26 protein-coding genes are annotated in these 26,630 nt (G+C 62.5%); 14 read left to right on the forward strand and 12 right to left on the reverse strand.

The annotated features are described in order from the left end of the window. Nucleotides 1-8: 8 nt before the first annotated feature. The 12 genes from infC (at nt 9) to PG881_RS14835 (ending at nt 14,139) form a co-directional block, all read left to right on the forward strand. Nucleotides 9-539 (forward strand): translation initiation factor IF-3, encoded by a 531-nt coding sequence (gene infC / locus PG881_RS14780; RefSeq protein ID WP_208021905.1) that lies wholly within the window; start codon nt 9-11, stop codon nt 537-539. An 86-nt stretch (nt 540-625) separates the two neighbouring features. Then, nucleotides 626-823 (forward strand): 50S ribosomal protein L35, encoded by a 198-nt coding sequence (gene rpmI / locus PG881_RS14785; protein WP_005300673.1) that lies wholly within the window; start codon nt 626-628, stop codon nt 821-823. A 15-nt stretch (nt 824-838) separates the two neighbouring features. Further along, nucleotides 839-1,195 carry a 50S ribosomal protein L20 gene (rplT, locus tag PG881_RS14790; protein WP_005300683.1) on the forward strand — a complete coding sequence of 119 codons (357 nt, stop codon included), beginning with the start codon at nt 839-841 and terminating at the stop codon, nt 1,193-1,195. 315 nt (nt 1,196-1,510) lie between these two features. After that, the gene (pheS, locus tag PG881_RS14795) at nt 1,511-2,494 is read left to right on the forward strand and encodes a phenylalanine--tRNA ligase subunit alpha (RefSeq protein ID WP_016350663.1); all 984 of its coding nucleotides are present in this window, start codon (nt 1,511-1,513) and stop codon (nt 2,492-2,494) included. A 12-nt stretch (nt 2,495-2,506) separates the two neighbouring features. Continuing rightward, complete coding sequence (gene pheT, locus PG881_RS14800; protein ID WP_270800956.1) at nt 2,507-4,894, forward strand: phenylalanine--tRNA ligase subunit beta; 2,388 nt, start codon at nt 2,507-2,509, stop codon at nt 4,892-4,894. A gap of 3 nt (nt 4,895-4,897) precedes the next feature. Beyond that, nucleotides 4,898-5,194, forward strand: coding sequence for an integration host factor subunit alpha (gene ihfA / locus PG881_RS14805; RefSeq protein WP_005300715.1), 297 nt, complete (start codon nt 4,898-4,900; stop codon nt 5,192-5,194). Nucleotides 5,195-5,248: 54 nt separating this feature from the next. Beyond that, on the forward strand, nt 5,249-9,214 hold the full coding sequence (locus PG881_RS14810; protein WP_270801035.1) for an ATP-binding protein: 3,966 nt from the start codon (nt 5,249-5,251) through the stop codon (nt 9,212-9,214). 1 nt (nt 9,215) lies between these two features. Then, nucleotides 9,216-10,463, forward strand: a complete 1,248-nt coding sequence (locus tag PG881_RS14815; RefSeq protein WP_044799960.1) for a response regulator — start codon at nt 9,216-9,218, stop codon at nt 10,461-10,463. A gap of 3 nt (nt 10,464-10,466) precedes the next feature. Then, complete coding sequence (locus PG881_RS14820; protein ID WP_043122866.1) at nt 10,467-11,066, forward strand: GNAT family N-acetyltransferase; 600 nt, start codon at nt 10,467-10,469, stop codon at nt 11,064-11,066. Nucleotides 11,067-11,150: 84 nt separating this feature from the next. Further along, nucleotides 11,151-11,924, forward strand: a complete 774-nt coding sequence (gene cobB, locus PG881_RS14825) for a Sir2 family NAD+-dependent deacetylase (RefSeq protein ID WP_011706162.1) — start codon at nt 11,151-11,153, stop codon at nt 11,922-11,924. Between the two features lie 89 nt (nt 11,925-12,013). Further along, nucleotides 12,014-12,490, forward strand: coding sequence for a hypothetical protein (locus PG881_RS14830; protein ID WP_270800962.1), 477 nt, complete (start codon nt 12,014-12,016; stop codon nt 12,488-12,490). Beyond that, a complete protein-coding gene (locus tag PG881_RS14835) occupies nt 12,490-14,139 on the forward strand; it encodes a GGDEF domain-containing protein (protein WP_270800964.1) in 1,650 nt (549 codons plus the stop codon). Before PG881_RS14830 ends, PG881_RS14835 begins: the two co-directional genes overlap by 1 nt. Before the next feature lie 99 nt (nt 14,140-14,238). Here PG881_RS14835 and PG881_RS14840 read toward each other — a convergent pair whose 3' ends face one another. The 7 genes from PG881_RS14840 to PG881_RS14870 form a co-directional block, all read right to left on the reverse strand. Continuing rightward, nucleotides 14,239-15,243 (reverse strand): substrate-binding domain-containing protein, encoded by a 1,005-nt coding sequence (locus PG881_RS14840; protein ID WP_270800967.1) that lies wholly within the window; start codon nt 15,241-15,243, stop codon nt 14,239-14,241. Next, nucleotides 15,243-16,175, reverse strand: coding sequence for a ribokinase (gene rbsK / locus PG881_RS14845; RefSeq protein ID WP_270800970.1), 933 nt, complete (start codon nt 16,173-16,175; stop codon nt 15,243-15,245). Before rbsK ends, PG881_RS14840 begins: the two co-directional genes overlap by 1 nt. 108 nt (nt 16,176-16,283) lie before the next feature. Further along, a complete protein-coding gene (rbsB, locus tag PG881_RS14850) occupies nt 16,284-17,159 on the reverse strand; it encodes a ribose ABC transporter substrate-binding protein RbsB (RefSeq protein ID WP_010634030.1) in 876 nt (291 codons plus the stop codon). A 21-nt stretch (nt 17,160-17,180) separates the two neighbouring features. After that, nucleotides 17,181-18,146 (reverse strand): ribose ABC transporter permease, encoded by a 966-nt coding sequence (gene rbsC / locus PG881_RS14855; RefSeq protein ID WP_011706157.1) that lies wholly within the window; start codon nt 18,144-18,146, stop codon nt 17,181-17,183. Next, nucleotides 18,143-19,675, reverse strand: coding sequence for a ribose ABC transporter ATP-binding protein RbsA (gene rbsA / locus PG881_RS14860; RefSeq protein ID WP_270800972.1), 1,533 nt, complete (start codon nt 19,673-19,675; stop codon nt 18,143-18,145). The genes rbsC and rbsA overlap by 4 nt, the downstream gene beginning before the upstream one ends. An 18-nt stretch (nt 19,676-19,693) precedes the next feature. Beyond that, complete coding sequence (gene rbsD, locus PG881_RS14865; RefSeq protein ID WP_270800975.1) at nt 19,694-20,113, reverse strand: D-ribose pyranase; 420 nt, start codon at nt 20,111-20,113, stop codon at nt 19,694-19,696. Between the two features lie 205 nt (nt 20,114-20,318). After that, a complete protein-coding gene (locus PG881_RS14870; protein WP_270800977.1) occupies nt 20,319-20,936 on the reverse strand; it encodes a glutathione S-transferase family protein in 618 nt (205 codons plus the stop codon). Between the two features lie 268 nt (nt 20,937-21,204). On the opposite strand from PG881_RS14870, the gene PG881_RS14875 reads away from it, so the two are divergent. After that, a complete protein-coding gene (locus PG881_RS14875; protein WP_026080365.1) occupies nt 21,205-21,942 on the forward strand; it encodes a hypothetical protein in 738 nt (245 codons plus the stop codon). A gap of 71 nt (nt 21,943-22,013) precedes the next feature. Next, nucleotides 22,014-22,691 (forward strand): DUF2987 domain-containing protein, encoded by a 678-nt coding sequence (locus PG881_RS14880; RefSeq protein WP_011706152.1) that lies wholly within the window; start codon nt 22,014-22,016, stop codon nt 22,689-22,691. Between the two features lie 84 nt (nt 22,692-22,775). Here PG881_RS14880 and ttcA read toward each other — a convergent pair whose 3' ends face one another. The 5 genes from ttcA to ccoS all read right to left on the reverse strand — a co-directional run bounded on the left by ttcA (nt 22,776) and on the right by ccoS (nt 26,516). Continuing rightward, nucleotides 22,776-23,684, reverse strand: a complete 909-nt coding sequence (gene ttcA, locus PG881_RS14885; RefSeq protein ID WP_011706151.1) for a tRNA 2-thiocytidine(32) synthetase TtcA — start codon at nt 23,682-23,684, stop codon at nt 22,776-22,778. A 67-nt stretch (nt 23,685-23,751) separates the two neighbouring features. Further along, nucleotides 23,752-24,696, reverse strand: coding sequence for a universal stress protein UspE (gene uspE, locus PG881_RS14890; RefSeq protein WP_270800981.1), 945 nt, complete (start codon nt 24,694-24,696; stop codon nt 23,752-23,754). A gap of 134 nt (nt 24,697-24,830) precedes the next feature. Beyond that, entirely contained in the window at nt 24,831-25,586 is a 756-nt protein-coding gene (locus tag PG881_RS14895) for an FNR family transcription factor (protein ID WP_005300768.1), read from the reverse strand. Nucleotides 25,587-25,654: 68 nt separating this feature from the next. Beyond that, a complete protein-coding gene (locus PG881_RS14900) occupies nt 25,655-26,341 on the reverse strand; it encodes a sulfite exporter TauE/SafE family protein (protein ID WP_270800983.1) in 687 nt (228 codons plus the stop codon). Beyond that, nucleotides 26,325-26,516 carry a cbb3-type cytochrome oxidase assembly protein CcoS gene (gene ccoS / locus PG881_RS14905; protein ID WP_024945238.1) on the reverse strand — a complete coding sequence of 64 codons (192 nt, stop codon included), beginning with the start codon at nt 26,514-26,516 and terminating at the stop codon, nt 26,325-26,327. Before ccoS ends, PG881_RS14900 begins: the two co-directional genes overlap by 17 nt. Nucleotides 26,517-26,630: the final 114 nt, after the last annotated feature.

A 26,630-nucleotide genomic window follows, 5' to 3' on the forward strand; every position in this document is an offset into this window, starting at 1 on the left:
GAAAAAAACTGGGCAAGCAACCGCAAGCCCGCGCTCACCGGATCAACGAAGAGATCCGTCTGAAAGAAGTTCGTCTGACTGGTCTGGATGGTGAAGCCATTGGCATCACCTCCATCCAGGATGCCCTGAACTTGGCCCTTGAGGCCGGAGTGGATCTGGTCGAGATCAGTCCGAACGCTGAGCCGCCCGTTTGCCGGATCATGGATTACGGCAAATTCCTCTACGAAAAGAGCAAGACCACCAAAGAACAGAAGAAAAAGCAGAAAGTCGTCCAGGTTAAGGAAATCAAATTCCGTCCTGGCACCGACGAAGGCGACTATCAGGTAAAACTACGCAACCTGGTTCGCTTTCTGGAAGACGGGGACAAGGCAAAGGTCACCCTGCGCTTCCGTGGTCGTGAAATGGCCCACCAGGAACTTGGTATCAAGGTTCTGGAGCGCGTCAAGAACGATCTGGAAGAGCTGGCCGTAGTCGAATCGTTCCCGAAAGTCGAAGGCCGTCAAGCTGTGATGGTTCTCGCACCTAAGAAGAAATCTTAAGGCCCACAAGAAATTGACTCATGGGGCCAGCCCCATGAGTCGGTTCGCCTTGCGATTTTGTTGTCACTCACAATGCGGAGTATGAAATGCCGAAGATGAAAACCAACCGGGGCGCCGCAAAGCGCTTCAAGAAGACTGGCTCAGGTCGCTTCAAGTGCAAGCACAACCACCTGCGTCACATCCTGACCAAGAAGAGCAGTAAGCGTAAGCGTCAGTTGGGACCGAAGTTCTTTGTTTCCGCTGCCGACCACAAACGTGTTGTCGCTTGTCTGCCGTACGCATAAGGGGGGATGTGAAAAATGCCAAGAGTTAAACGTGGTGTGACCGCTCGCGCTCGTCACAAGAAAGTAATGAAAGCCGCCAAGGGTTACTACGGCGCCCGTTCCCGTGTCTACCGCGTAGCGGTACAAGCGGTAACCAAAGCTGGTCAGTATGCCTACCGTGACCGTCGCCAGAAAAAGCGTCAGTTCCGTCAACTGTGGATTGCTCGTATCAACGCAGCAGCCCGTCAGAACGGTCTGTCCTACAGCCGTCTGATCAACGGTCTGAAGAAGGCTTCCATCGAGATCGATCGCAAGATCCTGTCCGATATCGCCGTTCACGACAAGCTGGCTTTCACCGCCCTGGTTGAAAAGGCCAAAGCAGCTCTGGTCTAATCCGGTTCTGTTATAAATGCTAAAAGGAGGCCTAGGCCTCCTTTTTTGTTGTCTGTCATTTGCCGCTTGAGACGGTGATGACTCGACCATCATGATAGCTAGGCATATGGCTCCATATGCCATCAAACTAAAGTTGTATAACAAATTACAAAGAAGAAGCCGGTCCGGCTCGAAGCCCTACTTGATAACAAAATGATTTCTAGGGAGAAAAGGGCACCTTAACTATGGTCAGTGAAGGGGCTTTTTTTGTATTATTCCCCTCTTGACCTTATTTAGCCTAAAGGCTCCTGTACCGGGAGTGGTGACGAGGAAGACATGCAACAGCTTGAAGAAGTAGTCGGCCAAGCCAGGGCCGAAATTGAGGGCGTAAGCGACATCGCCGCCCTCGACGAAATCCGGGTCAAATATCTGGGTAAAAAGGGCTTTTTCACCGAACAGATGAAGGGCCTGGGCGCCCTGTCCGCTGAAGAGCGCCCCGCCGCGGGCGCCGTGATCAACCAGGCCAAACAGCAGGTTCAGGATGCCCTGAACGAGCGTCGTGAAGCCCTCGAAGTAGCCGTGCTGAACCAGAAGCTGGCCGCCGAGACCATCGACGTCAGCCTGCCGGGCCGCCGTATCGAGAATGGCGGTCTGCACCCGGTGACCCGCACCATCGAGCGCATCGAGCGCCTGTTTGGCGAGATGGGTTTCAAGGTTGCCCGTGGTCCCGAGATTGAAGATGGCTTCCACAACTTCGATGCGCTGAACATCCCGGCTCACCACCCGGCGCGTACCGATCACGATACCTTCTACTTCAACCCTGATTTGATGCTGCGTACCCACACCTCCGGTGTGCAGATCCGCACCATGGAACATCAGCAGCCGCCGATCCGCATCATCGCGCCGGGCCGCGTCTATCGTAACGACTACGACATGACCCATACCCCGATGTTCCACCAGGTCGAAGGCCTGCTGGTCGACGAGCATGCCAGCTTCACCGAGCTGAAAGGGATCCTGCACGACTTCCTGCGCAACTACTTCGAGGAAGACTTGACCATCCGTTTCCGTCCTTCCTACTTCCCGTTCACCGAGCCGAGCGCCGAAGTGGACGTGATGGGCAAGAACGGCAAGTGGCTGGAAGTGCTGGGCTGCGGCATGGTGCACCCGAACGTGCTGCGTTCGGTCGGCATCGATCCGGAAAAATACTCCGGCTTTGCCTTCGGCATGGGCGTTGAGCGCCTGACCATGCTGCGTTACGGGGTCAACGACCTGCGTGCCTTCTTCGAAAACGACCTGCGCTTCCTCAAGCAGTTCAAGTAAGGGCGAGAGAACATGAAATTCAGTAAATCCTGGGTGATGGAGTGGGTCCGCACCGAGTTGAGTGACAATGCACTGGCCGAGCAGATCACCATGGCCGGTCTGGAAGTGGATGCCGTAGAAGCGGTGGCCGGCCAGTTCAACAACGTGGTGGTGGGCGAAGTGGTCGAGTGCGCCCAGCATCCTGACGCCGACAAGCTGCGGGTAACCAAGGTCAACGTGGGCGAAGCCGAACTGCTGGACATCGTCTGCGGTGCGCCGAACTGCCGCGCCGGCCTGAAAGTCTGCGTGGCCAAAGTCGGGGCGACCCTGCCGGGTGATTTCACCATCAAGAAAGCCAAGCTGCGCGGCCAGCCGTCTCACGGCATGCTCTGCTCCTTCAGCGAGCTGGGTATCGACGTCGAGGCCGATGGCATCATCGAGCTGCCGCTGGATGCGCCCATCGGCACCGATATCCGCGACTACCTCGCGCTCAACGACGTCAGCATCGACGTGGATCTGACCCCAAACCGTGCCGACTGTCTCGGCATCGCGGGTCTGGCTCGTGAAATCGGCGTGCTCAACAGCGTCGACGTGGTCGAGCCGACCTGGGTGCCGGCTGTTGCCACTATCGACGCTAGCTTCCCGATCCGGGTTGAAGCGCCGGCCGATTGCCCCCGTTATCTGGGCCGCGTCATCAAGGGGCTGAACTTGCACGCCCAGAGCCCGCTCTGGATGCAGGAGAAGCTGCGCCGTGGCGGCATTCGTTCCATCGACGCCATCGTCGACATCACCAACTACCTGCTGCTGGAATACGGTCAGCCGATGCACGCCTTCGATCTGGCGACGCTTGAAGGGGAACTGGTGGTTCGCCGCGCTCGTAGCGACGAGCCGATGACGCTGCTTGATGGCAACGAAGTGAAGCTCAAAGAGACGACTTTGGTGATTGCCGATGCTAAAGGTCCTGCCTGCATGGCCGGCATCTTCGGCGGCGATCGCACCGGCGTTTCCGAGACCACTACCGATATCCTGTTGGAGTGCGCCTTCTTCGCGCCGCTCTCCATCACCGGCCGTGCCCGTGCCTATGGTCTGCATACCGACTCCTCCCATCGCTTCGAGCGCGGGGTGGATCCGCAGCTGCAAGCCAAGGTGATGGACAGAGCCACCCGTCTGCTGCTGGATATCTGCGGCGGTGAAGCGGGTCCGGTCATCGAGGTCAAATCCGATGCCCACCTGCCGAAAGCGGAACCCATCAAGCTGCGTCGCACCAAGCTCGACAAGGTGATCGGCATCAGCGTAGCTGACGCTCAGGTGGTCGAGATCCTGACTCGCCTTGGCATGCAGGTCACTGTGGACGCCGACGGCTGGACCGCGCTGGCGCCCTCCTGGCGTTTCGATATCGCCATCGAGGAAGACCTCATCGAGGAAGTGGCCCGTATCTACGGTTACAACAACATCCCGAACCTCAAACCCGCCGCCTCTCTGGCGATGGTGAAGCAGGCAGAAGGGCAGGTGACCTTGAAGCGCGTGCGCGACCTGCTGGTTGATCGCGGCTTCCAGGAAGCGATCACCTACAGCTTCGTCGATCCCAAGGCTCAGCAGACCCTGTTCCCGCAGAGCGATGCCATCGTGCTGCCGAACCCGATCTCGGTCGAGATGTCCGCCATGCGCGTCTCGCTGTTCCCGGGTCTGGTGCAGGCCGTGGTTTACAACCAGAACCGTCAGCAGCCGCGGGTGCGCCTGTTCGAGCAGGGCCTGCGCTTCATCAAGGATGAAAATGCCGAGAACGGCATCCGTCAGGAGCCCATGCTGGCCGGCATCATCACCGGCAACCAGAGCGACGAGCACTGGGACATCAAGAGCCGCGCTGCCGACTTCTTTGATTTGAAAGGGGATCTGGAAGCGGTGCTGGATCTGACCGCCGAAGGGGCTACCTTCACCTTCGAACGTGCCGAGCACAGTGCCCTGCACCCGGGCCAGAGCGCGGCCATCCTGCGCAATGGCCTAGTCATCGGTCACATCGGCGTGATCCATCCGAGCCTCGAGAAGAAGCTGGGTCTGAAGAGTCGCGCCGTCATGTTCGAGCTGGAGCTGGACAAGCTGACCCCGGCCAAGGTGCCGGTTGCTGCCGAGGTTTCCAAGTTCCCTGCCAACCGTCGTGACATCGCCGTGGTGCTTGATCGTCAGGTCCTGGCCGGTGATGTCCTCGCAGTAATTAAAAAAGTTGGCGGAAATCAGGTAGTTGGAATAAACTTGTTTGACGTATACCAGGGTGCTGGCATGGCAGAGGACAAGAAGAGCCTGGCCATCAGTCTTGTTCTGCAAGACACCCAGCGCACTCTGGAGGAGAAAGAGATTGCCGAGACCGTAGACAATGTCGTGCGGGCCCTTGGTGAAGAGTTGAATGCATCCTTGAGGGATTGATCTATGGCGCTTACCAAAGCCGACATTGCAGAGCACCTGTTCACCCAGCTCGGGATGAGCAAGCGTGAAGCCAAAGATATGGTGGAAGCCTTCTTTGAAGAGATCAGACAAGCGCTTGAGCGTGGTGAACAAGTCAAGATTTCAGGCTTCGGTAACTTTGATCTTCGTGAGAAGAACCAGCGTCCTGGACGTAACCCGAAAACCGGCGAAGATATTCCTATCAGCGCCCGGCGGGTGGTCACCTTCCGCCCTGGTCAGAAGCTCAAGGCCAGGGTCGAAAATGTTGAGCCCAACGAGTGACAAAAAGCCAGGCAGCCGCCTGGCTTTTATTTTTTCATGATAAAAACCAGCCTATTGTTAGGCCTGTTGCTGGCTGCGCCACTGCAGGCGATGGATCTCCCCCTCTCTCCGGCGGCCAAGGCGTATGCCGATGCCACCAAGTCGCTGACCATCTGTTATCCGGCGCTGATCCGGCCGCCTTATCTCGAGGAGTCGGGAGGCTTGCTGATCGATCAGATGGAGAGGTTGGCAGAGCAGCTTCCTTTTCCGCTCCTGCACGAGAAGCTGCCCAACTGGTCAGCGGTGCAGCGTGGCTTGCAGGAGGGGCGGTGCGATCTCATTCCCAATGTCGGCCCTTCGTTGCAGGCCCTGCCGGGCATGGCACTGAGCCGCGCCATGCTGGAGGCCGAATCCGCCATCCTCTATCGGGGGGATCTGGAACGGGCGACCTTCCTGGTGTCCCCCATCTGGCAGGCAAACGAGGTACTGCATGCCCTCTATCCCCATTCAACCCAGTTGCCCCTGACCGAGGCGGACAACTGGTACGCGGCGCTGGCGGCGGGCAAGGGGACCGCCTATCTCGGTGACTACCTGCAACTGCGCTACCTGATGCGCGAATACCCGGATCAGGGGCTGCGGCTGCGTCGGCTGCGCAGCGATGAACTGGTGGTGAGCTACCGGCTGATGATGCGCGACCAGCCGGAACTGCGCGAGCTCATCGATACCGCCATCCGTTATCTGCCGCCCGGCGCCCTTTACAAGGACCTGGATCGCTATCTGGCGCAGGGGGAGCAGGACATCAACCCGCTTCACTTCACCGACAAGGAGCAAGCCTGGCTGGTTGGCACCTCCCGTGCCATCAAGCTGGTCGTCAACCCGGATTTCATGCCCTACAGCGGTCTCGACGAGCAGGGGGAGCTCAAGGGGTGGAGCGCCGACGTACTGCGGCAGGTTAGCCAGCAGACCGGCCTCAACTTCCACGTGATCCCAACCGCCAGCAAGGAAGAGGCGCTGGCGCAGCTGCGCAGCGGTGAGGCAGACATGATGGCCGGTCTGCTGGAAACGCCGGCGCTGACTGATGCCTTCGACTTCACCCGCATCATGGCGCTCAATCGCTATGCCCTGGTCAGTCGCAAGGCGAAGTCGTTCGACACGCTGGCGGCGGTGAAGGGAGACATAGTGGTGCCCGCCACCCTCTATGACGAAAGGATGTTGGCCCGGCTGGATGGCGAACATCATTGGCGCAAAAGTGACACCCTGGCGCAGGGGCTTGCGGCGGTGCAAAGCGGCGAGGCTGACGCCATGCTGGCCGAGCTCTACCAGCTGCAATACCCGCTTCGCAACAACCAGCTGGATGGACTGGATATCAGGGAGCTACCTCAACGCTTCGGGCTGGGGTTTGCCATCAGCCATCACAGCCCGCGACTCAGCGGGGTGATGGAGCAGAGCCTGATGGCCTTCACCAGCAGGCAGAATGACGATCTCAATCAGCGTTGGCGCCGGCTGGTGCTGACCCAGCAAGCCGGGGTCAGCTACGGGATCTGGCTGGGGTCGGTGTCGCTGGCGCTGTTGATCAGTGCTGGCGTTATCTGGCTGATCTGGCGCTCCCGCCAGCAGCTGGCCAGAGAGGTGAGCCAGCGTCAGGAGATGGAGCAGACCCTGGCGCTGGAGAGCCAGTTCAGGGAGTCCCTGTTCCAGGCGCTGCCGGTGCCGGTGTTTCTGCGGGACAACCAGGGCGAGATCATCAAGCGCAACAAGCAGGCCAAACGACTTGAGGCTCGCTATCTGGCCGAGCTGCACCTGCCAGAGGCCCAGTTGCAGGGGGGCGAGGGGGAGATGGCCCTGGGCGATCAGGTCTACTCCTATGCCCAGATCCCGCTTCAGCTTGGCAAGCAGTCGCCAGCGGGGGATCTCATCGCGCTCTCCAACATCAGCGCCCTGCGTGAGCGCACCCGCTTGCTGCGCCAGGCCGAGCGCCGCCTGCGCGCATTGACCAATACGGTGCCCGGGGTGGTGATCCAGTTCCTGCTGCAGCGGGAAGGCATCGCCCAGGTAGAGTTCATCAGCCGTGGCAGCTACGAGCTGCTGGGGCTGGCCAGCCAGCAGATCCGCCGCAATCCCGGTCAGGCGCTGGGCCGGCTGGATCAACATGACAGGCGCAAGATGCAGATCCCCATGCTGGAGATGCTGCAGGCCGGTCAGCCTTTTTCCTACGCGCTGCGCTATGAACATCCGGGCAAGGGCACCCGCTGGCTGCAGTTCTACGGCCGGGGGCGCAGCCAGTCCGAGCTTGGGTGGCGGGTGTACGGGGTGGTGCAGGATGTGACGACCCGGGTCGAGCAGGAGCAGGCGCTGCAGGCCTCCCATGAGCGGGCCGAGCAGGCGGTGCTGGCCAAGGGGCGTTTCCTCGCGGCGGTGAGCCACGAAATTCGTACTCCCATGAACGCCATTCTGGGGTTGCTGGAGTGGCTCAGCCACACCTCCCTCAATGCCGAGCAGCGCTCGGCACTGGCCCACGTCCGCCAGGCGGGGGACGAGCTGCTGGGCCTGCTCAACGACGTGCTGGACTTCAGCCGCAACGAGAATCGGCAGCTGGCGCTCTCGCTGCAACCCACCGATCTGGTGGATTTATGCGAGCACGTGGCGGCCGTGCACTGGTCCAAGGCCCGCTCCAAGCGGTTGCAACTGCGGCTGGATCTCGATCATCGACTGCCCGCCCAGGTGGAGCTGGATCCCCACCGGGTGCAGCAGGTGCTGCACAACCTGCTGGCCAATGCCATCAAGTTCAGCTCCCGTGGCGAAGTGGTGCTGTGGGCCCGCCGCGCTGGCTCCCATCTGTTGTGCGGAGTGGACGACGAGGGGCCCGGTATCAGTGCCGAGCTGCTGCCGCGCCTGTTCCTGCCCTTTGAGCAGGGCGGGGAGGCGGGTCAGCCGCGGGCCCAGGGCACCGGGCTCGGACTTGCCATCTGTCGCCAGCTGATGGAGCAGATGGGGGGCGAGATCCGGGTCGAGCCGCGGCCGACCGGCGGTAGCCGTTTCCTCTGTGCGCTGCCACTGGTGCTGCTGCAGGAGATGCCGCGCTGGCGGCCAAGGGTGGCCAGTGTGCATGTGCAACTTGGCGGGGCGGAGCGGGACTATCTGCTGCCCTGGCTGGGAGAACTGGATTTGCAAGACGATCCGGCCGGCCCGGTATTGAGCGTCCGGCTGGATGAACAGGGGCTGCGCTACTGGGACTGGCAGGGGGAACCCTGGGTGCCGGGCTCGGTGGTGAGCCTGATGCAGCCAAGGCTGGTGCCCTCTAGCCAGGGCATGATCACGCTGCCGGGGCAGGGGATGCGGGTGCTGCTGGTCGAAGATCACGAGGTGAACCGGGTGTTGATCAGCATGCAGCTGACCCAGCTTGGGGCCCGGGTGATCAGCGCCGCCAACGGCCAGCTGGCACTCGACATCCTGCAGCATGAGACGGTCGATCTGGTGTTGACCGACCTGCAGATGCCGGTGATGGACGGGGCCGAGCTCTGCCGCCAGCTGCGCGATTCGCCGCGCTGGCAGCATCTGCCCACCTACGTCATCACCGCCGATCTCAGCGAGCAGGCGGCGGCGCAGCTGGCCAGCTGTGGTTGTCGCGGTCATCTGGACAAGCCGCTGCTGCTCAAAGACCTGGCCAATCTGCTGCGCGGCCTGGGCGAGCCCGACCAAGCGCAAGCGCCCGCACCCGAGTCACCCCCTCAAAGCGACCTGCCGGCCGAAGGGGAGGTCTGGGCAGCGCAGGAGGTGTCGCTGCTGGCGCCGGAGCTTATTCCCCTCTATCTGGATGCGACCGGGCAGGATCTGGCCGACATTGAGCGCTGCGTCACACAAGGGGACGAGATGGCGCTTGAAGCCGCTTTACACAAGATGAAGGGGGCCGCCAAAATGGTGGGAGCTACCCCGCTTGTTCAGGTGATCGAGCAGTGGAAACGGGATCCACGGCAACCCCTGCTACCCCCGCTGCGGCAAGCTCTGGATGAGGTGTGCCGGCGACTACGTGAGAGGCTCTGACATGATCATCACAGATGAAGAGTTACTGGCGTTGCTGAACTCGGAAGAGACAGACGAGCGCCTGTTCCACCCCGTGACCATCTACGCTCTGGACGGGGTCGCCTATCGGACGGCAAAAGCCGTCGAGCTGCCCGAGTTCGCCACCTTGCGCCGTACCCGCCCCGATGCCTGCTGGCAGTGGGAAGGGCTGTTTGCCGCCGGTGCCATCGCCCTGTTCGATCCCGACTCCCATGTGGGAGCAGACTATCTGCCGCAGCTGACGGCGCAGGCCGAGGGTGTCTATCGCCTCACCGACGACTGGCTGGCGGGGGTCAATGGCCGCTACCTGGCGTGGCAGGAGTGGCTGGCCCAGACCCAGGTGCTGCTGCTGGAGGATCACCCGTTTCAGGGGGCCCATATCCAGCAGGAGATCAAGGGGCTGGGGGTGCCCTGTCAGTGGGTGCAGGATGGCAACGCCTGCATCAAGGCGCTGGCCGGCGGCGAGGTCAAGCTGCTGGTGAGCGATCTCAGTCTGGTGGAGCAGGATGCCATCAGCCTGCTGATGAGCCAGCCCCAATACCAGCACAGTGGCTTGCCCATCGTGCTGCTCTCCGCCCACGATCAGACCTTGATCGACGGGGCCCGCCGCCTGCTGCACGACGCCGGTTTCAACGTGCTGGCCGCCCTGGCCAAGCCGCTGCTGGCCGACGATCTGCTGCGGCTGCTCAAGACGCTCTATCTGGGGCCGCAGCGTCAGCGTCGCTTGAGCGGCTTGCGCCGCACCATCCGCACCTGGCAGGGAGAAGAGAAAGGACTGCTCGGACTCTTGTCCGATCCCCCGTCGCCCTTGCCCATCTGGCTGGCGGTGACCGGCTTGCCGCCGCGCTGGGAGCGGGTACGCGAGTGGCTGCTCCAGCAGGGCCGGGAGCCTGGCGAGCTCACTCTGCTCATCCACCGGCGCGACCACCTGCTGAGCCAGGCGGAGCGTTTTGCCCTGGTGCTGCAGGCCAGTCTGGCGGGGGCCAAGCTGGCACTGCTGCTGGACAACGATCAGCACATCCCGTTCGACTTGCTGGAGCGGATGCCGCTGCAGCACCTGCTGCTGGGACAGAGTCTGCTGCCCGGGCTGGAAGCCATGACCCCGGACTCCCTGCTGGGGCGCTTCATCAACCGGGCCAGGGAGCTCGGGATCGCCCTCTATCTCGACGATCCCTTCAACCTGCTGGACAGCAATCTGTGGCGCGATCAGGGCGTGGCGGGGCGCTGGTAGACGATGGCCCGCTACCTCTGTTGGCCGCCGGACGAGGCCCGCTTGCGGCGCGCCCTGGCCGGCTGGCTGCATCCTCATTCGCGGGCAGCCCTGCCGCTGATGATGGAGGTGGGGGGCATTCCCTGCCGCTTGCAGGAGCTGGCGGGGGCCGATCCCGAGCGGATCAGGGCCGCCTATGGCGAGCTCAGCGAACAGAGTGTCTACCTGCGTTTCATGCGCGCCAAGCAGATCCCGAATGACGAGCAGCTCGCCTTCTTCCTCGATTACCCCAAGGAACACCAAATTGGGCTGCTGCTGACCGACGGTCAGGGGCGACCGCTGGCCCAGGCCCAATCCATCCGGCGGCGATTGCACCCGGATCGGGCCGAGTTCTCCTGCATCGTCGCCGATCACTTTCAGCACCGGGGGGCGGGGCGGCGCATCCTGCTGGCGCTGGCCTTGCTGGCGCGCGCCGAAGGCATTCGCGAGTGGATGGCGGAGGTGCTGCCCCAGAATCGCCCCATGCTGGCGCTGCTGCGCGGGCTGGGCTTGCCGCTCACCCTGGTGACGGGACGGGAGCTGGTGTTCGTGCGACTCGATCTGAGCGTGCTCGACACCCTGTAACCGCGTCATAAGACCAAGGGCGAATAGGCCGGTTTTTCACCCTGTGCTAAGGTCAGCCAGAGAGGTCGTCAGAGGGAGTCAGTCATGGTGCAGTCAGCGAAACACATCGTCATTCTTACCGGTGCCGGGATCTCGGCCGAGTCGGGCATCAAGACCTTTCGCGCCTGTGACGGTCTGTGGGAAGAGCACAGGGTCGAAGACGTGGCGACGCCGGAGGGCTATGCACGGGATCCTGCCTTGGTGCAGGGTTTTTACAACTCCCGCCGCCACCAGCTGCAGCAACCCCACATTCACCCCAATCCGGCTCACTATGCGCTGGCCCGGCTCGAGCGCCTGCTGCCGGGCTGCGTCACCCTGGTGACCCAGAACATCGACAACCTGCACGAGAGTGCCGGCAGCAAGAACCTCATTCACATGCACGGGGAGCTGCTCAAGGCGCGTTGCCCGGGCTCGGGCCAGGTGATCGAGTGGCGCGGCGATCTGCAGCAGGAGGAGCTGTGCACCTGCTGCCAGTTTCCCCAACCGCTGCGCCCGCACGTGGTCTGGTTCGGCGAGATGCCGCTCGGGCTGGATCGCATCTACAGCGCGCTGGCCCAGTGCGATCTGTTCATCTCCATCGGCACCTCGGGCGCCGTCTATCCGGCGGCGGGTTTTGTGCACGAGGCGGGATTGAACGGGGCCCACACCATCGAGCTCAATCTCGAACCGAGCGAAGTGGGCAGCCAGTTTGACGAGAAGCGCTACGGTCCGGCCTCGTTGCTGGTGCCGGCCTATGTGGATGAGCTGCTGCAAAGCTGCGGCGTCCACCAGCCAGCGCAGATCGAGGGCCACAACTGGATGGAGATGCGCGGTCCCTGAGCTATTGTGCGACTGGACAGTTGCAATGAACCGGTGAAATCGCCACACTGGCAGCCACAAAAAATGGGACGCAGTTGGCGCAAATTACCATGACCGCAGTAAAGCAATGGATCGCTTTTTTCCTCCTGATGCTGGCCAGTGCCGGCGCATCGGCCTCGATCCCCCTGATGACCCTGGTGCTGCCAGGCGGCCAGCAAGTGACCCTCGATGAGGCGGCCCTGTCCGCCCTGCCGCAGACCGAATTCACCACCACCACCCCCTGGACCCAGGGCGCTCACCACTATCGCGGGCCGACCCTGGCAGTCGTGCTGGCGGCGCAAGGGATCCTGGATGCCCGCAAGATCGCCGTCTCGGCCCTCAACGGCTATCAGCAGGTGGTGGATCTGACCCTGTTCGATGGCGTGTCGCTGACCCTGGTGCGCCAGGAAGACGGCAAACCGCTGACCCGGCGCAACAAGGGCCCGCTCTGGCTGCTCATTCCGTTCACCACCTATCCCAAGCTGGACGTGCCCGCCATCCACAACTGCATGGTGTGGCAGGTAACCCGCATCGAGATCGTCGATTGATGGGGCTATCCCGCCACAAACTGCTGTTGGTTGCGGTGTCGCTGCTGTTTCTGCTCTCCTCGGGCAGCAGCCTCTATCTGCAGCATCGCCAGGAGCAGCTGGTCGATACCTTCTACCGCAATATCCACTGGAACATCAGCCAGGTGATGCTGGAATCCCAGCGTTTCCTCTACGACCTGCAGCTCTACCGGGCCGGCAGGCTGGGGATGGAGACCCTGAGCCTCGATTACGATCTGCTGTGGAACCGGCTCGATATCTTTCTCGTCAGCAGCGAAACCGCCGAGGCGCGCCAGCGGCACGGGCTCGGCAAGGCGCTGGCCGGACTGTTCGAGCAGATCAAGCAGCTCGAACCCCAGATGGAGGCCGGTGCGCTGCGCGAGGGGGCCGAGCTTGCCCGCTTGCAGGACGCGATCGCCAGCCAGACCCACCTCATCGAGCAGATAGGGGGTCAGATCCTCTCCGGCCAGGAGCGGGAGCGTTCGGTCAGCCAGATCCGCAGCAGCCTGTTCTGGTTGCAGATCTGGCAACTGATCCTGTTGCTGACCGGCGGCGCCCTGGTGGCCGCCCTCATTCGCGCCAATCTGGCAAATCGCCGGCTCGCCCTGCTCGATCCCCTGACCCGGCTTGGCAACCGCCGTGCCCTGCAGGAGCAGCTCTCCCGCGCCCTGCATACCGGCGAGGCGAGCGCCCTGGTGGTGCTCGATCTCAAGCGCTTCAAGCAGGTCAATGATCTGCTCGGTTATCAGGTCGGTGATCGGCTGTTGCAGACGGTGGCCGACAAGCTGCAGCAGGCCCACGGTGGCCACGCCTACCGGCTCGGTGGCGACGAGTTCGCGGTGGTGTTGACCAGAGCGGATGGCGCGCTGGAGACTCGCATTCATGAGCTGGTGAGCCTGCTCCATTTCGAGTTTGTGACCCGGGAGTGCAGCTTCGATCTGGCCTGTCGGCTCGGGGTGGCCAAGGCGCAGCAGCAAGATGCCGGCCGGCTGCTGGATCAGGCCATCCTGGCCCTCAATCAGGCCAAACGCAGCCAGGAGGGGGATATCTGCTGGTTTGAGCCGGCTATGCTGCAGCAGCTGCAGTTGAGCCAGCATCAGCTTCATCAACTGCGGGGCTGGCTGGCCGGGCGCGAGCCTGCGCCGCTGCGAGTGGCGTTGCAGGGATTGACGGACGGGCAGGGCAACGATCTGTGGCAAATGACGCTCTACTGGCGTGAGCAGGGGGCGCCCTGCCAGATGCGCTGGCTGCAGGAGTGCGGCGTGCTGGGGCTCGTGCTGGCTCGGCTGTTGCAAGCGCACGAGGCGCAGCATGCCGATGGGCGGGCGTTGTTGTTCCCGCTCGACAACCAGGCTCAGCTGGCCCATGTCGTGGCCTATCTGCCGGATGCCTCCCGCACGCCGCGGGTGCTGCTGGTGCCGACGCTGTTGCCGGATGCAGCCTTGCTGGCGGGATTGCGGCAGCAAGGCTGCACCCTGGCGCTCAGAGACATTGGCAGCGCCACCCCGGTCCAGCTGGCGGCCGGCTGGCCTGTCCGCTACTGGCTGCCAGATGACATGGAGCACAGCGAGCTGTTGCAGCCGCTGGCCCGGCGACTGGGGCTGGTGCAGTTGCAGGTGCTGGCGGGCAGTGAGGCAAGGCAGCTGGCCTGAGTACAAATGGCGGTATTGAACCGGTCAGAGACAAAACGCAGCAAGGCGACCCCAGGGTCGCCTTGCGCTTTTATTTATTGCAGGTATTGCAGGTGAATGTCAGGGGCGGGGGGCGCAGGAATCCCTGATCACCAGGTCGGGGTCGACGGTGATCAGATGATCCGCCACCGCCTCGCCATTGATGCGCGCCAGCAGCCGGGTGACGGCGAGGCGGCCCAGCTCCTCTTTCGGCTGATTGACGGTGGTGAGCGGCGGCGACATGAATTCGGCCAGCGCCACGTTGTCATAGCCGACGATGGAGAGATCGCGCGGGATCACTAGTCCTGCCTGATGAGCGGCGCTGATGGCTCCCATCGCCATCATGTCGTTGCAGACGAACAGCGCGGTGGGGTGCTCGGGCAGCGCCAGCAGGCGGGTCATCGCCTGGTGGCCACTGGCGCAGTCGAAGTCACCCTCCTGGACCCACTGTGGGTTGACGGTGAGCCCGGCCTCCTGCATCGCCTGCTCGAAGCCCGCCTGACGCTGGTTGGCGGGGGCGCGGCTGTGGGGGCCGGTGATGCAGCCGATGGCGGTGTGACCCAGTCCGAGCAGGTGGCGGGTCGCCAGGTAGCCGCCGCGATGGGAGTTGTCGGCGATGAGATCCACGTCGGCACTCTCCATCCCCCAGTCCATCACCACCACCGGCAGGCTCTTGAGCCAGTCGAGCTGGTTGAACACCTCCTGCTGCCCCTCGCTGCACATGATGAGCAGGCCGTCGACCCGCTTGCGCAGCATCATCTTGAGGTAGGAGAGCGCCGTCTCGGCCTGCCCCTCGGTGTTGCCCAGCATCAGGTTGTAGCCCTGCTCGAAGCAGTAACGCTCCACCCCGCGCACCACCTCGGCAAAGAAGGGGTTGCTGGAGGTGGTGACCAGCATGCCGATACTGTTGGTCTCCTTCACCTTGAGGCTGCGGGCCACCAGGCTTGGGGCATAGTTGAGATTACGCATGGCGGCGAAGACCCGCTCGCGGGTCTCCTCGGCGACGAAACGGGTCTCGTTGATGACGTGGGAGACGGTGGTGGTCGACACCCCCGCCAGCGCCGCCACCTCCTTGATATTGGCCATCAGTGCCCCTGCGCAGTCTGCTCAAGCAGGAAGGCGTCGACCTCCTGCTTGCTCGGAATGGAGCTTTGGGCACCAAACCGGGTGACGGAGAGTGCCGCGGCGCCGTGGGCAAAGCGCACGGCCGCGTCAAAGTCGGCGCCGGCGAGCTCGGCCGCCAGCAGGGCGCCGTTGAAGGTATCGCCGGCCGCCGTGGTGTCCACTGCTTTCACCCGAAAACCCGGAATGAGCGCTTGTTGCTGTCCCTTGCTGCAATAGACCCCTTGCGACCCCAGGGTAATCATCACTTCTCCGATGCCCATCTGGTGGAAGCGGGCAGCCGCCTCGGCTGCGCTCACCTCGTCGGTGACCTTGACGCCGGTCAGCAGCTCGGCTTCGGTCTGGTTGGGGGTGATGAGGTCGACCAGTGCCAGCAGCTCGCTTGAGAGCGGGCGAGCGGGGGCGGGGTTGAGCACCACCCGGGTGCCGTGGGCGCGGGCCAGGCGGGCGGCTTCCAGCACGCTCTCCAGCGGCACTTCCAGCTGCAGCAGCAGGGTGTGGGCGGCGGCGATCATTGCTTCATGGCTTTTCACCACGGCCGGGGTGAGGGCGCCGTTGGCTTCGGCGGAGATGCCGATGCTGTTCTCCCCCTCATCGCTCACATAGATGATGGCAATCCCGGTCGGGAGCTTGGGGTCGAGTTCGACGGCGCTCACGTCGATGCCGTCTTTGGCAAAGCCGGTCTTCATCTGGTGGCCGATGGCGTCATCGCCGATGCGGGCGATAAAGGAGACTTCAGCACCTAGCCGGGCGGCGGCCACCGCCTGGTTGGCGCCCTTGCCACCGGGCACCACTTGATAGCTGTGGCCGGTCAGGGTTTCACCTGGGCGAGGAAAGTGGGGAACGCGCAGCACGTGGTCTGCATTGACACTGCCCAGAACGACGAGACGATTCATGTTGAGTACTCCTGATGCATCTTGGCATAGACACGAAAGCCGGATCCAGGCCGGGAGGCACCGTAAACCTTGAGTGAAAAGGGGGGAGGTGAACCTCCCCCCGTCAACTTACTTACTGACCACTTGCAGCGGAACCGGGATGGATTTTTCCACCGGCTGCCCCTTGAGCACCTTGTCGGCGGTTTCCACGCCGATGGCGCCGATCAGGGCTGGCTGCTGGGCCACGGTGGCGGCCAGTTTACCCTTGGCCACGGCGGCCTTGCCATCGTCGGTGCCGTCGAAGCCGACGATCATTACCTCTTTGCCGGCGGCCTGCACGGCGCGGATGGCACCCAGCGCCATCTCGTCATTCTGGGCGAACACCGCCTGCACGCTCGGGTGAGCGGCCAACAGGTTCTCCATGACGTTCAGACCCTTGGTGCGGTCAAAGTCGGCGGGCTGGGAGGCCAGCACTTCCAGCTTGTTGGCGGCCACGGCCAGGGCAAAGCCTTCGCCGCGGTCACGGGCGGCGGAGGTACCGGCGATCCCTTCCAGCTGGATCACCTTGGCACCGGCACCCAGCTTCTGGGTGATGAAATCGCCGGCCAGTTTGCCGCCCGCCACGTTGTCGGAGGCGATGTGGGCCTTGACGTCACCCTGCGCCGCGCCGCGGTCCAGGGTCAGCACCGGGATGTTGGCCTTGTTGGCCAAGCGGATGGCGTTGCCCACCGCTTCGGAATCGGTCGGGTTGATCAGGATGGCGTTGACCTTGCGCACGGTGAGATCTTCCATGTTGGAGAGCTCCTTGGCCGGGTCATTCTGGGAGTCCAGCACCACCAGCTCGTAGCCAAGCTCCTTGGCCTTGGCTTCGGCCCCTTCCTTCATGGTGACGAAGAAGGGGTTGTTGAGGGTGGAGACCACCATGGCCAGGGTGTGATCGGCGGCCTGGGCGGTGCCCAGCACGGACATGATGGCGGCAGCGAGCAGGGTATTGAGCTTTTTCATCATTTCATTCCTTGTGTGTGCTTACTTGCTTTTGTTATCGATCATCACGGCGAGCAAAATCACGCTGGCCTTGGCGATCATCTGGTAATAGGACGATACGTCGAGCAGGTTGAGGGCATTGTTGAGGAAGCCGATGATGAGCGCACCGATCAGGGTACCCATGATGCGGCCCTTGCCCCCCATCAGGCTGGTGCCACCCAGCACCACGGCGGCGATGGCATCCAGCTCGTAACCCATGCCGGCGGTCGGCTGGGCGGAGGAGAGGCGGGAAGTGACGATGAGCCCGGCCAGTGCCGACAGCATGCCGCACAGACCATACACCGCGAGCTTCACTCGGTCCACATTGATGCCGGAGAGGCGGGTGGCCGATTCGTTGCCGCCGAGGGCATAGATATAGCGGCCCAGGCGAGTGTGGTTGAGCATGAACCAGGCCAGCAGGAAGACGATGGCCATCAGCCAGATGGGCACCGGCAGACCGAACAGGTAACCGGTACCCAGCCAGGCGAAGTGATCGGCGCCGTCACTGAAACCGGTGGAGATGGGGCGCCCCTCGGTATAGACCATGGTGACGCCACGCAGGGCGGTCATGGTGACCAGGGTGGCGATGAAGGCCTGCACCTTGCCCTTGGCAATGATGAGGCCGCTGATGCCGCCAAGCAGGGCACCGGCCCCCAGGGTGAGGGGGATCACCAGGGCGATGGGCAGCTCCATGGCGACCATGGTGGCGGCCAGGGCGCCGCACAGGGCCAGTACCGAGCCGACCGACAGATCGATGCCGGCGGTGAGAATGACCAGCGTCATGCCGACCGCCATGATGGCGTTGACCGAGGTCTGACGCAGGATGTTGAGCAGGTTGTCGGCGGTGAAGAAGTTGGGGCTCAGGAAGGAGACCACGCCGATCAGCACCAGCAGCGCGACCAGGGATTTGTTCTCGATCCACCAGGCCTTGCTCATGACGCCGCGGCGGGAAAGGGTTTGGGTTGTCATTGTGCTGCCTCTTGCTCTGCTTGCCACTGTTTACCGACTGCCGCTGCCATCAGCTTCTCCTGATTGGCATCGCGGGTGTTGAATTCTGCGCTGATGCGCCCTTCGTGCATCACCATGATGCGATCACTCATGCCGAGCACTTCCGGCATCTCGGAGGAGACCAGGATGATGCTCATCCCCTCCTTCTTGAACTGGTTGATGAGCTGATAGATCTCCTTCTTGGCGCCGACATCGACGCCGCGGGTCGGCTCATCCAGGATCAGCACCTTGGGCCTTGTCAGCAGTCCCTTGGCGATGGCCACCTTCTGCTGGTTGCCGCCGGAGAGGAGCTTGATCAGCTGATCCTGACTCGGGGTCTTGATGTTGAACAGACGCACATAGTCGCCCACCGCCTGGCGCTCGGCCTGGCCGTCAATCTTGCCGTGGCTGATGAATTCGCCGAGGGCGCACAGGCTCATGTTTTCGCGCACCGACAGCTCCAGCACCAGGCCATCACCCTTGCGATCCTCGGAGATGTAGGCGATGCCGGCGGCCAGGCCATCGGCCGGGCTCTTGGGGACCAGTGCATGGCCATCCACGGTAATGTTACCGGCGCTGATGGGGCTGGCACCGTAGATGAGCTTCATCAGCTCGGTGCGGCCGGAGCCCATCAGACCGCTGAAGCCCAGAATTTCACCCTGACGCAGGGAGAAGCTCACTCCGCACACGCCGGGGCCGGCCAGATCCTTGACCTGCAGGCTGACTGGGCCGAGCTCGCGGGCGAGGCGCGGGTACTGCTCTTCCAGCCGGCGACCCACCATCATCTCGATGATCCTGTCTTCGTCGAGCTCGCTCACCGCCTGTTCGCCTATCCACTTGCCATCGCGCAGCACGGTGACCCGATCACAGATTTCGAAGATCTCCTTCAAGCGATGGGAGATGTAGACGATGCCGCAGCCCTGCTCACGCAACTCGCGGATGACCACGAACAGCTGCTCGGTTTCGGTGTCGGTGAGGGCATCGGTGGGCTCGTCCATGATGATGACGCTGGCATCGAACGACAGCGCCTTGGCGATCTCCACCATCTGCTGTTCACCGATGGATAGATCCCCGAGCCGGGTATCCGGGCCGTGTTTGACTCCAAGCCGAGCCAGCAGGGTGCTGGCCCGTTCGCGCAGCTGCTTGTGGTCGATGCTGCCAAAACGGGTACGAGGTTCGCGGCCGAGGAAGATGTTGGCGGCAATCGACAGCTCAGGCAGCAGGTTCAGCTCCTGGTGGATGATGCTGATCCCCTGATCCTGAGAGTCGCGAGGGCCCTTGAAGTGAACCGGCTGGCCGCGATAGTTGATGCTGCCCGCATCGGCCTGGTAGATGCCGGTCAGTACCTTCATCAGGGTCGACTTGCCGGCGCCGTTTTCGCCGAGCAGGGCCATCACCTGGCCCGGATAGACCTTGAGGCCCGCCTCATCGAGGGCGCGCACCCCGGGGAAGGTCTTGACGATCCCGGAAAGAGCCAGAATGGGCGAGGGGAGCATATTGGCGTTGCTCATAGCTGCTTCCTTGGGAATTTAAAACGCCACGCCGGCGCAGAGAATGAGGTTGGCGTAGGGGGTCACCTCGCCGCTGCGCACGATGGCCTTGCTCTGGTGGGAGCGAGCCTTGAATGCTTCGTGCAGGCAGTACTCGATGGCGATGGGCTTGCCTTGGGCGGCGGCGTGCGCCTCCAGCTGATCCACCAGCGCCTGATGGGCGGCGGGGCTGATCTGCTTGATCTCGCTTGCCATGATCACCTTCTCCACCACCAGGTCGGTGAGCAGGGCGGTCAGCACGGTTTCAAGGCTCGGCGTCCCCGCCATCAGCGCCAGATCGATCCGCTCCGGGCCGGCCGGAATGGGCAGGCCGGCATCGCAGACGGTGATCTCGTCGGTGTGACCCATCCGTGCCACCAGGGCACTCAGGGGAGCATTGAGCAGTACGCCTCGTTTCATACAGCACCTCGGCAGGCTATGCCCGCGTATCTGATGTTAGCTAGGCAACCGGTTACGCAACCGGTTGCGTCATGTGGTGGAAGATAGGCGCTCAGGCGGTTTTGATCCACCAAGAGATGGCAGAAATGTGAAAACGATCTCAATGGCGAGGGGAAAGCGGGGAAAAACAGGTGCCAGAAGAGCACTGGCACCCGTAACGAGAGGACTAGAGGGCGAGCCCTTGCTGCACGCCGGGGCGTGCCAGCATGCGCCGATAGTGATCCGCTACCTTGGGAAACTCGCTGATGGCCACCCCGTCGCCCTCGAGCCAGCTCGCCACCACGAACAGGTAGATGTCGGCCAGGCTGAACTGCTCCCCCAGCACCCAGGGACCGGCCAGATAATGGCGTTCAATCTCCGCAAAGTCCTCGCGCATGTTGTGCGGTACCTTGGCCTGCATGGCGGCGATGGCCTGCAGGTCATCGGCCCAGCGGCTGCCGCGCCGGCCATGGGCATGGGCGACGTGCACGGTGGCGGCGAGAAAGCCGTGCACCTCCTGCATCCTGGCCAGCAGGAAGGGGTCGTCCAGCGGCGCCAGCTTGGCATCGGGGAAACGCTGCGCCACATAGAGCAGCAAGGCCGGCGTCTCGGTGAGTACACCGCGCTCGGTCACCAGCGCCGGCACTCGGCCTTTGGGATTGATGGTGAGGTAGGCAGGGGAGCGCTGCTCGCCGGCCGCCAGATCCAGCTGCTTGATCCGGTGAGGGGCACCGGCTTCGGTGAGGGCGATACGCACGGCCATGGCGCAGGTACCGGGCGCAAGATAGAGGGTCAAATCAGACATGAACATCTCCTTGTGAAGTGCGTGCCCCCTATATTCCCGTGTGGGTCGGGGCGCGCAAAAAAATCCGCACTGTCGCCTGGCATCCTACGCCCCTGATTGGCGTCGGCCAAGGAGGGGATCCTGGCCTGGACTATGGGGGCTGATGAAATCAAAGGCTTTTTGAGCGCAGCCGCGCGGGAAAAACGGCTACGCATGCCGGGTCAAATCGCTATAATGTGCTCCCTGAATAGCAGTTTTTCGGATGTTGGATAGTCAATTGAGTAACAAAATGCGGATAGGTGGTTCCCTCGAACAGTCCCTGAGCCAGGGATATCGTCTCGACCTCAAGGGGGTATTGCAGGAGAGCTGGCAACAGACGCGGCGCACCGGATTCGGCTTGCTGCTGGCCATCGTCGGGGTGACGGCCATCTGGATGCTGCTGAGCAACACCCTGCTCGCCCCTTACGTCAATCAAGAAGGGGGGATGGACGTGGCCCTGGTGCTGAGCCTGCTCATCACCATCATCATGTCGCCAATGACCTCTTCCCTCGACATGCTGGGGTTGCAGCAGTCGGTGGGGGTCCGTGCCAGGCCGAGCCAGGTGTTCGACTTCTTTCGCCACTTCCTGCGCCTTGGCAGCCTGAGCCTGCTCGGCAGCCTCATCACCAGCCTGTTTGGCCCGCTGTTCGAACTGCTGGGTCTGCCGGTGATGCTGGCCTTCATTCCGTCGGCCCTGATCGGCATGGGGCTGGTGTTTACCGTGCCGCTGGTGCTGGAGCGCGGTCTGTCGCCGGTGCAGGCCATCCTGGTCTCCCTGCGCCTGTTTGCCCGCGGCTGGCCCAGCATAGTGCTGTTGCACGGGATCATGATGGCGCTGTTCTTCCTGGCGCTGATCCCCATGGGGCTCGGACTTATCTGGGTGGCACCGCTCTATTTCAACTGCAAGGGGATCCTCTACCGGGATCTGTGCGGGGTGGCGGTCGAAGTGACCGAGGTGAGCCAGGGCCCCGATCATTTCAACGCTTGACGGCATGCAGGGCGTCAGACAACAGCAACAGACAGCGGCGCGTGCAGATGCGTGATGCAAAAGGATGGCATATGAACAATCGATACGGGATGGCGGCCGCGCTGCTGATGGCGCCCATGCTGGCAGTGGCGCAGCCCTCTCTTGAGCTGCAGTACGGCACCTTCTACAGCCAGATGAAGACCTTCGCCAAAGGGGAGTTTGGTCACGCCAGGCTGGGTTTTTATCTGACCGATCAGCAAAATGGCCGGCGCTGCCTGCTCACCTCGGCCCGGGTCTCGACCCTGGATCGGGACGTGGCGGCCGAGGTGACCGTCGACAGCGAATTGCGGCTGCCCTATGACGACGATCTGAATCTCGACAAGGCGACCGTGGTGGTGGGGCTCACCGAGCCCCATGAGGCCTGCGATCTGTCGGTACAGGTGATGGCAGATGTGCCGCCGCCGGCAGACAGTCGGTGGGAGCTCAAGGTGAGCGAGCTGACGGGGCGCCAGCACGACATGCAGAGCCTGCTGGAGAAGCTGGCCGGCATGGTCGGCAAATATTTCCTGCCCGAGATGACGGGGGTGAGGGTCAGCCTGGTGCAGCCAAGCGGTACCGCCTACCTCATCGATGGTGCTCGCCAGTTGCCGCTGCCCTGGCAGGAGGGTCAACTGCTGCTGAGCAACGCCCAGCTGGCGGAGTTTGCCGAGGGCAAGCTGCAGCTGCAGGGGGAGATCCTGCGGTTGACGCCTTGGCTGCACAAGGGCTAGCCCATCTTGAGCCGCCACTGAGGGTGGCCGGCATAAAAATGAAAAAGGAGCGCGATGCGCTCCTTTTTTATGGCTGAGGTGCGCTTAGCGCACCTCAATGACGTCCAGCATGTCCATCTCGTCGATGTCCAGCAGCGGCGCCTTGGGCAGCTCGGGCGGATCAAACGCCTTGTCGCCGCCGTCGATGATGCCGGAGTCGCGGTTGATGCTCTTGAAGTCAAACAGCTTGTGATCGAGCAGGTGGCTCGGGATCACGTCCTGAATGGCGGTGAACATGGTCTCGAGACGACCCGGGAAGCGGCGATCCCACTCCTGCATCATCTGCTTGATGGCCTGGCGCTGCAGGTTCTCCTGGGAGCCGCACAGGTTGCACGGGATGATGGGGAAGGCCTTGACCTCGGCATAGCGCACCAGGTCCTTCTCCTTGCAGTAGGCGAGCGGGCGGATCACCACGTTCTTGCCATCGTCGCTCACCAGCTTGGGCGGCATGGACTTGAGCTTGCCGCCGTAGAACATGTTGAGGAACAGGGTCTCGAGGATGTCATCGCGGTGGTGGCCAAGGGCAATCTTGGTGCAGCCCAGCTCCTGGGCGGTGCGGTAGAGAATGCCGCGGCGCAGGCGGGAGCAGAGTGCGCAGGTGGTCTTGCCCTCCGGCACCTTCTCCTTGACGATGGCGTAGGTATCCTCTTCGACGATCTTGAAATCGATGCCGAGGGTGGTCAGGTATTCGGGCAGCACGTGCTCGGGGAAGCCGGGCTGCTTCTGATCCAGGTTGACCGCCACCAGATCGAAGTGGATGGGGGCGCTGGCCTTCAGGCTCATCAGAATGTCGAGCATGGCGAAGCTGTCCTTGCCGCCGGACAGGCACACCATGACCTTGTCACCCTCTTCAATCATATTGAAGTCGGCGATGGCCTGACCTACGTTGCGCCGCAGGCGCTTCTGCAGTTTGTTGAAACTGTATTTTTCTTTGGCGTTAAGCTCTTCTAGCATGACCTGAAACCCGGGACAAAAATAAGCGGCTTATTATAGCCATGTCCCGGGGGAGGGCAAGAAAGGCTTATGCGGGACGGCGGCTATCGACCGGGCAGCTGTAATCGGCGGGCTTTAGGATCAGCATGTCGCAGGCGAGGCGATCCACCACGTGTTCGGCGGTGTTGCCGAGCAGGGCGGCGGAGAGCCCGGTGCGACCGACGCACCCCATGATCATCAGGGTGGCCTGCAGCTCGCCGGCGAGATCGGGCAGCACCTCTTCGGGCAGGCCTTCCGCCACCCGGGTCCAGAGATGGCCGATGCCATATTTGTCGGCGTGGCTCAGCAGCAGGCTCTCGTGGTGTTTGCGAATGGCGTCGTTGTAGGCGTTGGGGTCAAACTCCGGCAGCTCGATGGCCACGTTGACCGGGGTGCCCGGGTAGGTGTTGACCAGATAGAGGTTGGAGCCGAGCAGCTCGGCGATGGCGATCCCCTCTTCGGTGATCCGCTCGTTGAGCAGTTTCTGATCCTGATCGTCGCTGGAGCAATTGATGGCGGCGATGATGTTGCCGCCCCGCTGCCAATGACCCTCTTTCACCAGCAGCACCGGACAGGGACACTTGCGCAGCAGATGCCAGTCGGTGGGGGTGAAGATGAAGGTTTGCAGGAAGGAGTGGTGGTGGGTGGCCTTGACCACCAGATCGTGGCGCTGCTCCAGTACTTCCTGAATGATGCATTCGAAGGGACGGTTGTGCCAGACCACCTTGATCTCGCAATCCAGTCCTCGGGCGCGGTAGGGTTTGAGAATGTCGTCGAGCCATTCGCGGCGCTGGGCAATGACCCCGTGGCGCATCTCTTCCCGCTCATCCACCGACAGCATGGCGGTCATTTCATACGAGAAGTCGTAAATGGTGAGCAACAGGGTCAGTTGGGCGCCTTCATCCAGCTCGGCTACCTTGACCGCACGTTCGAGGGCGATTTGCCGCTCTTCTTCCGGGTTGATGACCACCAGAATTTTTTGGTACTTGACCATGTTCTCCTCCTCCTTGGCAAAAATACCAATGATGGCAGACCTTTAGCCATTACAGCTTAGCTCAGGAGGAGAAGGGGGGACGTGTGCCGGATCAAATTTCGGGGTAAACCGATCCGGCACCAGAGAGAGGATGCTTAACCGCAGGGGGGGCGGGTTGCACCGGCCATGACGCCGAGGGCGACGTGATCCAGTACGGTAATGTACTTGCCCTTGACGCTGATGAGACCGGACTTCTGGAAGCGGCCCAGCAGGCGGCTGATGGTCTCGACGGTGAGGCCGAGGTAGTTGCCGATGTCGCCGCGGGTCATGGAGAGGCGGAACTCCTTGGCGGAGAAGCCACGCTCGGAGAAGCGCACCGACAGGTTGTGCAGGAAGGCGGCAAGGCGCTCTTCGGCATTCTTCTTGGAGAGCAGCAGGATCATCTCTTGGTCGCCCATGATCTCGTTGCTCATCAGCCGCATGATCTGCTGGCGCAGCTTCGGCATCTTGCCGGAAAGATCGTCGAGCACGTCGAACGGGATCTCGCACACCATGGCGGTTTCCAGCGCCTGGGCGAAGGAGGGGTGCGCCTGCTTGTGGATGGCGTCAAAGCCGACCAGATCGCCAGCCAGGTGGAAGGCAGTGATCTGCTCGTCACCCTGCTCGGTGATGGTGTATGACTTGATGGTCCCGGAACGGATGGCGTAGAGCGATTTAAGCTCATCGCCGGCCTTGAACAACTCTTCACCCTTCTGGATCGGCTTCTTGCGCTCGATGATGCTGTCCAGCTGATCGAGCTCGTTGTCGTTCAGAGTGAAGGGAATGCAGAGCTGGCTGATGCTGCAATCCTGGCAATGAATTGCACAGCCACCGCTCTGAATACGTCTGCCAGGTTTCTTTTCCGGGATCATAGGCTCATACGAATAATTGATTTATATCAAACAAGTTTACCATCAACTCATCCGTTTTGGATAGGGTTTCAAAAGGACGCAATCCCGACCCAGAGGGTATGCAGCCCGTATGCGATGAGCAGCAGGGCTCCACCAAGGCGCAAACTGCGCAGGGTCAGCCAGTAGCGCAGCCGATCCGCCAGCCCCCCCAGCGCAAACAGGGTCGGCAGGGTGCCGAGGCCGAAAAAGAGCATGATCAGCGCTCCACCGCCGGCGGATCCCGCCGCTGCGCTCCAGGTCAGCATGGAGTAGACCAGCCCGCAGGGGAGCCAGCCCCACACCATGCCAAACGGCAGTGCCTGCCAGGCCGAGGTGAAGGGGATGAACTTGCCCGCCAGCGGCTTGAGGCGGGGCCACAACCTGGCGCCAATGCGCTCGAGCAGCAACACCCCCTGCCACCAGCCGGCGAGATAGAGCCCGAGGGCAATCATCAGGAAGGCCGCCACCAGCCGCAGGCCGGCGATAGCGTGCTTGCCCGCGCCGAGTTCACTGGTGGTGGCCAGCAGCCCCCCGACCAAGGCGCCGGCAATCACATAGCTCAAGATCCGGCCGAGGTTGTAGTTGAGCAGGTAACCGAGCCGGCCCCAGAAGTGCTGCTTCTCGGCAGGAATGGCCATGGAGAGGGCGGCAGAGACGCCGCCGCACATGCCGATGCAGTGGCCGGCACCAGCCAGTCCCACCAGCAGGGCGCCCAGCAGATCAAGGGTGGCCGTCATCTTTGTGCTCGTGTTCAACGTGTTTGGGGGCGGGTTGCTCTTCATCGAACAGGATATTGGAACCCTGGCGGTCTAGATCTTCAAACTGCTCGGAGCGAATGGCCCAGAAGAAGACGGCGCCGGCGATGATGACGAAGAGGATGGCGATGGGGATGAGGACGAAGATGATGTTCATGCAGCAAACCTTGTAATGAAAGGGGTCATGGTACACCCGTTGGTGGCCGCGGGCCCGTCGATGTGATGGTGAAGGGAGCCTGAGCGGAGCCAGCTCCCTTCACCCTGTCTGTCC

Source organism: Aeromonas sp. QDB54 (assembly GCF_027707385.1).
Lineage (GTDB): Bacteria > Pseudomonadota > Gammaproteobacteria > Enterobacterales > Aeromonadaceae > Aeromonas > Aeromonas hydrophila.

Bases quoted from the DNA above. Each gene is read 5' to 3' on its own strand.
- rbsK (WP_270800970.1), bottom strand. From the start codon at position 16,175: ATGAATCGTCTCGTCGTTCTGGGCAGTGTCAATGCAGACCACGTGCTG.
- PG881_RS14900 (WP_270800983.1), bottom strand. From the start codon at position 26,341: ATGACGGCCACCCTTGATCTGCTGGGCGCCCTGCTGGTGGGACTGGCT.
- PG881_RS14840 (WP_270800967.1), bottom strand. From the start codon at position 15,243: ATGGCCAATATCAAGGAGGTGGCGGCGCTGGCGGGGGTGTCGACCACC.
- cobB (WP_011706162.1), top strand. From the start codon at position 11,151: ATGGTGCAGTCAGCGAAACACATCGTCATTCTTACCGGTGCCGGGATC.
- PG881_RS14875 (WP_026080365.1), top strand. From the start codon at position 21,205: ATGCGGATAGGTGGTTCCCTCGAACAGTCCCTGAGCCAGGGATATCGT.
- PG881_RS14835 (WP_270800964.1), top strand. From the start codon at position 12,490: ATGGGGCTATCCCGCCACAAACTGCTGTTGGTTGCGGTGTCGCTGCTG.
- pheS (WP_016350663.1), top strand. From the start codon at position 1,511: ATGCAACAGCTTGAAGAAGTAGTCGGCCAAGCCAGGGCCGAAATTGAG.
- pheT (WP_270800956.1), top strand. From the start codon at position 2,507: ATGAAATTCAGTAAATCCTGGGTGATGGAGTGGGTCCGCACCGAGTTG.
- PG881_RS14820 (WP_043122866.1), top strand. From the start codon at position 10,467: ATGGCCCGCTACCTCTGTTGGCCGCCGGACGAGGCCCGCTTGCGGCGC.
- ttcA (WP_011706151.1), bottom strand. From the start codon at position 23,684: ATGCTAGAAGAGCTTAACGCCAAAGAAAAATACAGTTTCAACAAACTG.
- rbsB (WP_010634030.1), bottom strand. From the start codon at position 17,159: ATGAAAAAGCTCAATACCCTGCTCGCTGCCGCCATCATGTCCGTGCTG.
- PG881_RS14830 (WP_270800962.1), top strand. From the start codon at position 12,014: ATGACCGCAGTAAAGCAATGGATCGCTTTTTTCCTCCTGATGCTGGCC.
- rbsD (WP_270800975.1), bottom strand. From the start codon at position 20,113: ATGAAACGAGGCGTACTGCTCAATGCTCCCCTGAGTGCCCTGGTGGCA.
- PG881_RS14895 (WP_005300768.1), bottom strand. From the start codon at position 25,586: ATGATCCCGGAAAAGAAACCTGGCAGACGTATTCAGAGCGGTGGCTGT.
- rplT (WP_005300683.1), top strand. From the start codon at position 839: ATGCCAAGAGTTAAACGTGGTGTGACCGCTCGCGCTCGTCACAAGAAA.
- uspE (WP_270800981.1), bottom strand. From the start codon at position 24,696: ATGGTCAAGTACCAAAAAATTCTGGTGGTCATCAACCCGGAAGAAGAG.
- rbsC (WP_011706157.1), bottom strand. From the start codon at position 18,146: ATGACAACCCAAACCCTTTCCCGCCGCGGCGTCATGAGCAAGGCCTGG.
- PG881_RS14870 (WP_270800977.1), bottom strand. From the start codon at position 20,936: ATGTCTGATTTGACCCTCTATCTTGCGCCCGGTACCTGCGCCATGGCC.
- PG881_RS14815 (WP_044799960.1), top strand. From the start codon at position 9,216: ATGATCATCACAGATGAAGAGTTACTGGCGTTGCTGAACTCGGAAGAG.
- rpmI (WP_005300673.1), top strand. From the start codon at position 626: ATGCCGAAGATGAAAACCAACCGGGGCGCCGCAAAGCGCTTCAAGAAG.
- ihfA (WP_005300715.1), top strand. From the start codon at position 4,898: ATGGCGCTTACCAAAGCCGACATTGCAGAGCACCTGTTCACCCAGCTC.
- PG881_RS14880 (WP_011706152.1), top strand. From the start codon at position 22,014: ATGAACAATCGATACGGGATGGCGGCCGCGCTGCTGATGGCGCCCATG.
- ccoS (WP_024945238.1), bottom strand. From the start codon at position 26,516: ATGAACATCATCTTCGTCCTCATCCCCATCGCCATCCTCTTCGTCATC.
- rbsA (WP_270800972.1), bottom strand. From the start codon at position 19,675: ATGAGCAACGCCAATATGCTCCCCTCGCCCATTCTGGCTCTTTCCGGG.